Source organism: Acinetobacter sp. UBA2063 (genome assembly GCF_002333245.1).
Lineage (GTDB): Bacteria > Pseudomonadota > Gammaproteobacteria > Pseudomonadales > Moraxellaceae > Acinetobacter > Acinetobacter parvus.
Window position 1 is genome coordinate 1 of sequence record NZ_DDAH01000155.1, and the last position, 7,439, is coordinate 7,439.

Annotated in this window: 6 protein-coding genes and 1 pseudogene; 3 read left to right on the plus strand and 4 right to left on the minus strand. The window is 40.7% G+C overall.

Features of this window, described 5'->3' with window-relative positions:
- Positions 1-35: 35 nt before the first annotated feature.
- From B4H32_RS07055 to B4H32_RS07065, 3 genes are all read left to right on the plus strand, one after another.
- Positions 36-1,322 carry an acyl-CoA dehydrogenase family protein gene (locus B4H32_RS07055; RefSeq protein WP_286801058.1) on the plus strand — a complete coding sequence of 429 codons (1,287 nt, stop codon included), beginning with the start codon at positions 36-38 and terminating at the stop codon, positions 1,320-1,322.
- Positions 1,323-1,337: 15 nt separating this feature from the next.
- Positions 1,338-2,537, plus strand: a complete 1,200-nt coding sequence (locus B4H32_RS07060; protein ID WP_286801046.1) for an acyl-CoA dehydrogenase family protein — start codon at positions 1,338-1,340, stop codon at positions 2,535-2,537.
- A gap of 134 nt (positions 2,538-2,671) precedes the next feature.
- On the plus strand, positions 2,672-3,889 hold the full coding sequence (locus tag B4H32_RS07065) for an ATP-binding protein (protein WP_286801047.1): 1,218 nt from the start codon (positions 2,672-2,674) through the stop codon (positions 3,887-3,889).
- 53 nt (positions 3,890-3,942) lie between these two features.
- On the opposite strand, the gene gorA is transcribed toward B4H32_RS07065, so the two are convergent.
- The 4 genes and pseudogenes from gorA to B4H32_RS07085 form a co-directional block, all read right to left on the minus strand.
- Positions 3,943-5,295 (minus strand): glutathione-disulfide reductase, encoded by a 1,353-nt coding sequence (gorA, locus tag B4H32_RS07070; RefSeq protein ID WP_286801048.1) that lies wholly within the window; start codon positions 5,293-5,295, stop codon positions 3,943-3,945.
- A gap of 60 nt (positions 5,296-5,355) precedes the next feature.
- A pseudogene (locus tag B4H32_RS07075) lies at positions 5,356-5,832 on the minus strand (IS30 family transposase); the annotation flags it as partial.
- 56 nt (positions 5,833-5,888) lie between these two features.
- Positions 5,889-6,806: a hypothetical protein gene (locus B4H32_RS07080; protein WP_286801051.1), complete on the minus strand. Its 918-nt coding sequence runs from the start codon at positions 6,804-6,806 to the stop codon at positions 5,889-5,891.
- A gap of 18 nt (positions 6,807-6,824) precedes the next feature.
- On the minus strand, positions 6,825-7,439 hold a 615-nt coding region (locus B4H32_RS07085; protein WP_286801052.1), incomplete at its 5' end, for a toxic anion resistance protein.

Here is a 7,439-nt window from a genome sequence, read left to right on the forward strand (position 1 = left end):
AACCGCTCTTCCGATCTGATAAAATCATGTCAAATATGATGAATAAGGCTCAAGGTTTCGGGCTATCACTAATCACAAAAATCGCAGGAAGCGAAGTACTTGACCAACTCAAATTAAGAAAGTTTGTAGAGAAATCACTCTATCAAGGATCAAAAACAGGTTTTAAGGTACTGAATAAAACACAGAAAGTGTTTAAGCAGCAACCGCTTGATAAGCAACGCCTCCCGAATCAAGTGAATAAAAATTTGTTTGATCTCAGCCTTACTGAAGAACAGCAAATGACTGTCGATGCAATGTCTCAATTCGCTGAAGAAGTTTTATATGCTTTAGCGCATGAAGCTGATCATCAAGCACAGTTCCCAGAACAACTTTGGCAGCATTTGGTTGATCTAGGCTTAAACTACTACGCACTTCCTGAAGCATTGGGTGGTGTTGGAGCAGAACAGAATATTGTGAGTAATATCCTGATTGCTGAAAGTTTGGCAAAAGGTGATTTCAGTTTAACAGCAGGTCTGCTCAGCACATTTAGCGTTATTAATGCCATTACACGTTGGGGTTCAACACAAGTTCAATCGATGTATTTGCCTGTGTTTGCAGAAGATACCGATATTACCGCAACATTTGCTTTTCAGGAAGCAACCCCTGCATTTAACCCATTCCAGTTAAAAACCAAAGCTACAGAACAAAATGGGCAAATGACCATTACAGGTGAAAAGACGTTGGTAATTTTGGGTGATACAGCCGATGTATTCCTTGTCAGTGCCGAGTTCAACGGTCAACCTGATATTTTCGTGGTGCAGTGTGATGAAAGCATTTCCATCAAAGCCAATCCTGCAATGGGTTTAAAAGCCGCAGAAACAGCAACGTTACAATTCAACCAGACCCCTGCCTTAGGTCTAGGTGATACAGATTTTGACTATACCGCTTTTGTTGATCTTGGCAATTTGATGTGGTGTGCAATGGCTATTGGTACTTGTGAAGCGATTAAGGCTTACTGTATCAAGTATGCCAATGAACGTACCGCCTTTGGTGAACCGATTTCACATCGTCAAAGTGTGGCATTCATGATTTCAGACATGGCGATTGAGATTGATGCCATGCGTATGCTGGTGCTCAATGCCGCAAGTCTGGCAGAAGCAGGCAAACCGTTCCATCGTGAAGCTTATCTGGCACGTTTACTCTGCGCTGAAAAATCCATGAAGATGGGTACAGACGGCGTTCAGATTCTAGGTGGGCATGGCTTTACCAAAGAACACCCTGTTGAACGCTGGTATCGTGACCTACGTGCAACCGCAATTTTACATTCTGGCTTACATGCTTAATTTTGGAGAATAATAATGAACTTACAAAATCCGAAAAAATTTAAAATGCTGGTTGATCAGGCGCATGAAACAGCATTGAATGTATTACGCCCTATTTCACGTAAATATGACAAAGCAGAACATGCATATCCTAAAGAACTCGATATGCTCGCTGCGCTATTAGATGGCATGAATGAAAGCGGCGAAGGCGTTGGCGCTGCCAATGCAAGTAAACGTGGTACAGCCAATCCTGATGCCATCGTAAACGGTGGTAATATGTCGGCTGCACTCGGCATTATTGAAATGTGCTACGGTGATACGGGTTTATTGCTCAGTATGCCTCGTCAGGGTTTGGGCAATTCCGCGATTGCTGCAGTTGCCAATGACGAACAGCTTGAACGTTTCAAAGGCACCTGGGCTGCTATGGCCATTACTGAACCAGGATGTGGTTCAGACTCAGCTGCAATCCGTACTACTGCCACCAAAGATGGTGATGATTATATCCTGAATGGTGAGAAAATCTTTGTCACTTCGGGTGAACGTGCTGATTCCGTTGTAGTTTGGGCAAGCTTAGATAAAAAACTTGGTCGTGCTGCGATTAAATCTTTTGTAGTACCCAAAGGTACGGCTGGGATGAAAGTTGAACGTCTCGAACACAAGCTCGGGATTAAAGCCTCAGATACTGCGGTGATTAGCTTTACGGATTGCCGTGTGCCTGCCGCAAATTTATTGGGTAATCCAGAAATTGATGTTGTTAAAGGTTTTGCTGGTGTGATGGAAACCTTTGACAATACCCGCCCATTGGTTGCGGCTATGGCGGTTGGTTGTGCAAAGGCATCTTTAGAGCGTATCAAGGAAATTTTTAAAGATCAGCTTGATCCAGACTACAAAACACCATATTTACAAACCTCCAATTTAGCCGCACAGATTTACCGTATGGAAGCTGAATGGGAAGCTGCCCGTTTATTGGTACTTAAGGCAACATGGATGGCTGATAATAAAAAGCCAAATTCAAGAGAAGCTTCAATTGCCAAGGCCAAGGCTGGACGTGTTGGTAATGAAATCACGCTAAAATGCGTCGAGCTTGCTGCAAGTGTGGGCTATGGTGAGGATGAATTACTGGAAAAATGGGCACGTGACTCAAAAATCCTTGATATTTTTGAAGGTACACAACAGATTCAACAGCTCATTATTGCTCGTCGTGAATTGGGTAAATCTTCAAGCGAATTGAAATAGTCCAAATCTATAAAGGTATTCAGTTAGAAAAGGCTTTCGAGTCTTTTCTAATTATTCATGTTCACAAAAAGCGAAGACACGCGTTAAAATCTAGTTTAATATTAGGTCTAATCGTAAATTAAACTAGATTTCCTATGTATATCCCCCGTCATTTACAAAATACGCTTACCAAACTCATGCGGCAATTCCCTGCTGTATTGATTACTGGTCCAAGACAAGTGGGGAAATCTACACTTTTGCAGCATACAGCACATGAGTATCATTATGTCAGTTTCGATGATCCCTTATTACTGGATCAAGCCAAGCAAGAACCTAATCTCATTTTACTCAATTATCCAAATAATGTGATTTTGGATGAAGTGCAATATGCCCCTGAATTATTCTCTCTATTAAAACTCGCAATCGATAAACAGAAACAAAATGGTATGTTTCTACTCTCTGGTTCACAAGCATTTGAACTGATGCATAACGTCAGTGAGTCCTTGGCAGGACGGATTGCAATTTTAAAATTATCAGGTTTATCATTACGAGAAATCCAAAACATCCGATTTGATCAGCCTTTTATTCCAAGTCTAGACTACATCCAACAACGTGAACCCCATTTACAGGAAGTTGATGTATGGAAAACCATTCATCAAGGTTACTTGCCACGGCTGTATGAACAGGAAACAGATTGGGACATTTATTATGCTTCTTACGTTTCCACCTACATTGAACGAGATGTACGTCAACTGACCCATATCAGTAATATTACTGATTTCACGCGGTTCATGGTTGCCATTGCTGCACGAAGTGGTGAGTTGCTTAACTATAGCAGTGTGGCTCAAGATGTCGGGGTTTCAGTCGATACGGTAAAACGTTGGGTAACCATTTTACAAACCTCAGGGATTGTTTATTTACTACAGCCCTATAGCAATAATCATCTTAAACGTGCCATTAAGACTCCAAAAATCTATATGTTAGATACTGGGTTGATGGCATGGCTAACCAAGTGGTTAACCCCTGAAACCATTCAACTAGGGGCAAAAAATGGGCAATTCTTTGAAAGCTTTGTGGTGAGTGAAATTATTAAATCATTTTATAATCAAGGTAAAGAACCACCAGTTTACTTTTATCGAGATACCAATCAAAAGGAAATTGATTTACTGATTGAATATGACCAAACCTTATATCCCATAGAAATCAAGATGACTGCCAATCCCAATAAACGTATGGCACAGGCATTTGATATTTTGCGTAATCATTTACCTCACAATGAAATCACCATTACCCATGGTACAATCATTAATCAATATCCACAAAAGCTATGGCTTGCCGAAAACTTACTCGCTTTACCTTTTAACTTTATTTAAATCCAGTTTAATTTAAGATAACATCGTAAATTAAACTAAAAAAATCGAATCACTTAACGCATCGTCACAAACTCTTCCGCAGAAGTTGGATGAATGGCAACGGTATTATCAAAATCTTTCTTGGTTGCGCCCATTTTCAATGCGACTGCAAAGCCTTGTAATATTTCATCCATACCAAAACCAATTCCATGAATACCGACAATTTTTTCCTCTTCTCCCACACAAACCAGTTTCATTTTAGTAAGCTGTCTATGTTGTGTAACCGCACTAAACATTGCCGTAAATGTTGATTGATATACTTTTACAGCTTGCCTGCCATATTTTTCAATCGCCTGTGCTTCAGTCATTCCAACTGTTCCAATCGGTGGATGGCTAAACACCACGGTCGGAATATTGTCATAATCCAAATATTCATCAAGTTTATGATTAAACAATCGCTCAGACAGTTTTCTGCCTGCCGCCACAGCCACAGGTGTTAATTCCATTTTGCCCGTAATATCACCCACTGCATAGATTCCTACCTGTGATGTATTCTGAAATTGATCAACTTGAATATAGCCTCGTTCATCAAGCTGAACATTTGCCTTATCCAGATTCAAACTTGCAGTGTTCGGCTCTCGTCCTGTTGCCCAGATTAAACAATCAACAGTATGATCTTCGCCATTTTCTAAATGCAGCACCACTGAACCATCAGTATTTTTTGTGACTTTATTGGGAATGGCCTGGGTATACAGTTTAATTCCATCCGTTTGCATCGCCTCAACCAAAGTTTCACTGATGAACTGCTCAAAACGACGTACAGGCAAATCCTTACGGATAAACAGCCCAACCTGAGAGCCTAAAGCATTCAATACGCCAGCCAACTCAACGGCAATATAACCAGAACCAACCACAGCGACTGTCTTAGGTAAGTCCGATAATTCAAAGAAACCATTCGAATCGATACCATATTCTGCCCCCTCTATCTTGGGTAACGATGGCTGCGTTCCAGTGGCAATCAGAATGTGATCTGCGGTTAATTGCTCATCATTCACCTCAATAGTATGTGAATCAATAAAAGTTGCAGTTCCATGAATGAGATCCACTTGATTATTACTTAGGCTATTTTGATAGGAGTGGTGAATTCGTTCTATATAAGCCTGTCGATTGCGGACTAACTTTTGCCAGTCAAATGAATCCAGCCTGCTATCAAAACCATAGTCTGGGCCATATTTGTGAATGGTTTCCGCAACTTGGGCCGCGTACCACATCACCTTTTTAGGGACACAACCTGCATTGACACAGGTTCCGCCAATCTCACCCTTTTCAATTAAGGCACATGTCTTCCCATATATGGCGGCACGATTAACAGATGCTATCCCACCACTTCCACCACCAATCGCAATATAATCATAATGTCTTGTCATCATTGCCTCATAATATCAACTGCATGTGATTTATAATTTTCTCTTCTATAGATGGCGAATTCAAACATGAGGTGCGACAGTTTGAAAAGCCTTATGATAATCAACAAGCTGAGCAAATTTCTCTAATGGTGTGAGCCAATCTAACGCTTTTCTAGGACGAGTATTCAGTGACATGGCAACTTGATTTAAATAATGCTGATCTGCCTGATTTAAATCAATCCCTTTAGGTAAATATTGCCTAATTAAACCATTCATATTTTCGCATGTGCCTTTTTGCCAGGGTGAATGTGGGTCACAGAAATATACATCTATGCCTAAATCTTCTTCAAGTATTTTATGTTCTGCCATCTCACCTCCATGGTCATAGGTCAACGTTTTACGCAGTTCTGCAGGTAAATATTTCAGAGCTTCAGTTAAAGCCTTGCGCACTGATTCTGCCTTTGCATCAGGTAATGTTGCCAAGATACAGAGCCGTGTATTTCGTTCAATAAGTGTTGCTATCGAACTTTTATTGTCTTTACCTTTAATTAAATCAGCATTATTCTAGATAGACGTTAAGTAGATTCAACTTAAAATCTTGTTATAAAGCGAATCTATAAATCATCAAGCTTTTGTGTAATTCGAACGCGGCGATTTTTTAGGTGCTTGGCGAGGATATATAGAATTGCACTTAAAGCGGCAACCAAGAGGATCATCCCCCACAGAACCACATTTACGATTTGTGAAACACGCTCTGCCTGTTGCGCACGTAAATCCAGTGGTTGTGTCAAAGCGGTGATGCTTTTGCCATAAAGTTGCTGCTGCATGACCCATAACTGCTCAGGTTTAAAATCATATTCTTTAAACTGAACTGGGTTATTCTTCTCAGCGAAAATCAATTGATTCACATAGACATTGGCAGTTTTACGATCAACAGGCTGATGTAATAAAGCCACTTGTGCCAACACATAGGCTTTTTCAGTCGATGAAATGTTTGCCTGCTGTAGGTCCTGCGCAATCTGGCTTTCAACGATATTGTTCTCATAGCTCATCCATTGCTGATAAGCCTGCTTGGTTTCATCTTTCCAGTCATATTGCAAATAACTCAAACCTGACCACAACAGAATAAAGCCAATCACCCATGCCAAGATTCGCTGTGTCCATGCCTGAAAACGGCGTTGAAAAAATTTAAGCTTCTTCGCCCAACTGACCAGTAAAAATGCGCCAATAAATGAGACAAATATTTTAAGGAACAACCAGCCAAACCAGGACAGCAAATTAAAGAAATAATCAACAGGCTGTTTAAAAGGAACAAGTTCCTGCACATGATAGGGCAAATCCAGTGCCTGAACATGCACGGAAAGATCAAAGAAACGATAGATAAACTCTTTTTGCAAAAACAGGGATGCAATGATGACAACCCCGAATGTGCTGGTCAGAAAAAACCAGATCATCAGGTGACGTTGGCGTTTCTTTAAAATATCTAAACGCTGATCAATCGGCTGTACACTCAAATCGTCTATGGGCGACAATGATCTTTCCTCTTAAAATTACTCATTCAGTTTTTTCGGGGGATTCTGCCCGCTATTTTCAAGAACCAAATGATTCAAACTATCCTGTAATGCACGCAAGCGTGTAGTTGCTTCAGCACGTTTCTGCATCCCTTCTTTCTGGATTTGAATCACGTCGTTTACTGTTTTAATGAGGGTGTTTTGTACATATTCAAGGGTTTCCACATCAATCACTGAACGTTGATTCGCTTTAGCGGTATCGAATGAGTTCTGATGCAATAGCTCAGCATTACGGCGCAGCAACTCATTGGTGGTGTCATCAATGGCCTTGGCAAGTTGCACGCTATTCTTTTGCTCCTGTAGTGAAATGGCCAGACTGATCTGGTTTTTCCATGCAGGTAAAGTAATGTTTTTAATCGCATAGAACTTATCCACCAACATTAGGTTATTTGACTGGATAATCCGAATCATCGGCAAAGTTTGCATCGCAGATTGCTGTAGAACCTGTAAATCACTGACTCTTTTCTCAAGGTTATTGGCCAGGTGATTCAGGTCATAAATCTGCTGTGTGGTTTGCTGATCCTGTTCTTGCGTAGTTAAGCTTGAAATTTGTTGCTGGATGTCCTGCTGTTTCAACTGCCCCGCAGCAATATA

Coding starts and splice junctions, on each gene's coding strand:
- B4H32_RS07055 (WP_286801058.1), top strand. CDS start 36: ATGATGAATAAGGCTCAAGGTTTCGGGCTATCACTAATCACAAAAATC.
- B4H32_RS07060 (WP_286801046.1), top strand. CDS start 1,338: ATGAACTTACAAAATCCGAAAAAATTTAAAATGCTGGTTGATCAGGCG.
- B4H32_RS07065 (WP_286801047.1), top strand. CDS start 2,672: ATGTATATCCCCCGTCATTTACAAAATACGCTTACCAAACTCATGCGG.
- gorA (WP_286801048.1), bottom strand. CDS start 5,295: ATGACAAGACATTATGATTATATTGCGATTGGTGGTGGAAGTGGTGGG.